This window comes from Kitasatospora sp. NPDC085879, from assembly GCF_040686255.1.
GTDB lineage: Bacteria > Actinomycetota > Actinomycetes > Streptomycetales > Streptomycetaceae > Kitasatospora.
The window spans coordinates 1-2,551 of record NZ_JBFBJZ010000178.1; the positions used below are offsets into that span (position 1 = coordinate 1).

General features: G+C 69.5%; 2 protein-coding genes and 2 pseudogenes. 2 read left to right on the forward strand and 2 right to left on the reverse strand.

Annotated features, from left to right (window positions below):
* The coding region (locus AB0P35_RS41865) for a transposase (RefSeq protein ID WP_363521803.1) at positions 1–455 on the reverse strand (455 nt) is incomplete at its 3' end.
* A gap of 133 nt (positions 456–588) precedes the next feature.
* Between AB0P35_RS41865 and AB0P35_RS41870 the strand changes: the two genes are divergently transcribed.
* Together AB0P35_RS41870 and AB0P35_RS41875 are read left to right on the forward strand one after the other, a co-directional pair.
* Positions 589–1,866 (forward strand): TIGR02679 family protein, encoded by a 1,278-nt coding sequence (locus AB0P35_RS41870; RefSeq protein ID WP_363521806.1) that lies wholly within the window; start codon positions 589–591, stop codon positions 1,864–1,866.
* A gap of 137 nt (positions 1,867–2,003) precedes the next feature.
* Positions 2,004–2,207, forward strand: a pseudogene (locus tag AB0P35_RS41875) (restriction endonuclease); the annotation flags it as partial.
* Here AB0P35_RS41875 and AB0P35_RS41880 read toward each other — a convergent pair.
* A pseudogene (locus AB0P35_RS41880) lies at positions 2,207–2,500 on the reverse strand (IS5/IS1182 family transposase); the annotation flags it as partial. The pseudogenes AB0P35_RS41875 and AB0P35_RS41880 sit on opposite strands and share 1 nt — an antisense overlap.
* Positions 2,501–2,551 lie beyond the last annotated feature (51 nt).

The window sequence follows — 2,551 nt, forward strand, 5'->3', positions numbered from 1 at the left end:
GGAAGGGAGCGGGACCACTTCACCCGCACGTCACCGATCTTCGCCAGGTTCAGCTTTCCGTTGCCCCGGATGCGGAACCCGTTGCGGGTGAAGCGCAGCGACTGTCGGCTGTCCTTGCGCGACTTGAACCGGGGAAGCCCGACCGGCCGTCCCGCGCGCTTGCCCGACACCGAGTCGAAGAAGTTCCGGTACGCGCTGTCCAGGTCCCGAAGGGACTGGATCAGCGGATCGACGCCGACCGAGGCAAGCCATGCCCGCTCGGCAGTCTTCTTCGCCCCGGTGATCACCAGCTTCTGGAGATCCGTGCTCTTGGGATACGGCAGGCCGGCCATCCGGGCTGCCTTCCGTGCCGCCAACGCATCGTTGTACACCACCCGCGCACACCCGAACGTCCGGGCAAGCGCCGCGCGCTGACCCACCGTCGGACAGATGCGATACGAGTACCGAAGGTGCACACGATCAACCTACCGAAGGCCACTGACAACGGCCTCCGCCGGAACATCCGAAGATCACTCCGCCGCTTCGCGGCCCCGGTCCAAGGACCCATTCCTCCCCGGCCTGAAGGCCGGGGCATCCTGGGAGATCAAGGTGACGCTTCCACCGCAGACCCGCACGTTCCTGGCCCAGCCGGACCTCGGCCGGATGTGGACAGCGGTCCACCACCGGTTGGAACGCAACGGACTCCAGCCGAACGGCAGCATCCGGCTGAACGACTGCACCGCGGCCGAGCGCGAGGCCCTGTCTCTGCTGCTCGGCCGCCGGGTCGCCACCGGTACCGCCACGATCCGGCTGGCGGACCTGGACAGCAGGCTGCGAGCCACTGCGGCAGACTGCGGACTGATCGCAGCCGTCGAACAGCTGGGGCTGTCGCTGACCGACCGGCGGGCGGCGCGAGACACCGGACGGCAGGAGCGGGCCGCGCTGTGGACAGCGGCCGAAGCGGCGATCGCCGCATCCCCGCTGGCCGGTCAGGACTGGGTGGGCGGCTGGCTCGACGACCTGTGCCGCACCGGCGCGCTCGGCAGGATCGCGCCTCAGGACGCGGCAGGCGTGCTCCACCAGGCGATCCGAGTCCTCGGGCTGCTCCGGTCCGACCGGGACGAGGAGGCGGCGCCGTACGGCCGCGGAGAACTCGCGACCCGGGTGACCGGCACGGCACACGGACTGGACGACGACACGGTCCTGTCCCGCCTAGTCCTGCGCGGCATCGCGCGGGCCACGGACAGCGAGCCGCCCGAGGACGCGCCCGGTCGGCGAGCCCTGTGGCGGGCAGCAGCCGTCGTCCCCGACGAGGTATCGAGCACCGTGCTCACCTACGGCCTGCGTCCATTGGGACACGGATGGCGCGAACGGGCTCTGCGGGAACGGGCCGACCACCATGCCGAATCCCACCTGACACTTCGTGAACTGCGCGAGCTGAACGTCGTACCGCCCTCGGACACCCTGGTGCACATCTGCGAAAACCCCCGAGTGGTCGAGGCGGCGGCCGAGGCCCGCTGCGGGGGCGTCCTGGTCTGCACCTCGGGCAGCGCCTCCACCGTCGTCCTCGAACTCCTCGACACCTTCGCGGCCGCCGGCCTGCGGCTTCGCTACCACGGCGACTTCGACTGGCCGGGCATCGCGCTCGCCAACCGCATCATCCGACGGTACTCGGCCCTGTCGTGGCGGATGGCAGCCGAGGACTACGAACAACTCGCCGCCCACGCTCGGGATCAGGGCAGCCCCGGCCTCCCGCTCGTCGGCGCCCCGGTGGAGGCGAGCTGGGATGCCGACCTCGCTGCCGCCATGACCGTACTGAACGTGGCCCTACACGAGGAGTCGGCACTCGACCGGCTCGTCGCCGACCTGGCGCCGGGGAAACCCTGACCACGGGACCAGTCGTCAGGAGAGCACGAGTCAGTCAGGACGGAGGACTGAGCCCGGCCGCAGCGGGTTCGGACAGCCTTGTGCTTGGGGGCTTGCGGCTGCGGTTGTGTCGAAGTCCCGGAACACGCTGAACCGCTATGGACTGGCTGGAGCGGGTGGCGAAGCTGAGACGGTGGACGAACAACGACGTTCGGGCGCCGCACAAACCGCTGTTGCTGCTGTACGCGCTCGGTAGCTACCAGCGCGACGCCGACGGCGAACTGAGGTACAGCGCGGTCGAGGGGGAGTTGAAGCGACTGCTGGAGGAGTACGGGCCGCCCCATCCGACCACCCCCGCGTACAGTCCGATCATGCGGTCGTAGGCGGCGAGCGCGAGCAGCCTCAGGCTCTCCATCACGCCGTCGGCGATCCACTCGTCGCGGCGTCGGCGCAAGGTGGTGGCCGAGCAGTGCTCGTCGGCGGCGCGTTCGTATCCGCAGCCGAAGACCAGGACCTGTACCAGCCGGTCGAAGACGACGGCGTCGCTGATCCGAGGGTTGTGGCAGCCCAGCGGGTGCCAGTCCTCGCGCACGGGCAGGAGCGCGAGGAATTGGTCGCGGATCGGGTCGAGAATGCATGATGGGACGGCAGGCACGGATCCCCCGGTGATCATGAAGCGTAGAGAACTCCATGATCGGGTGAACCG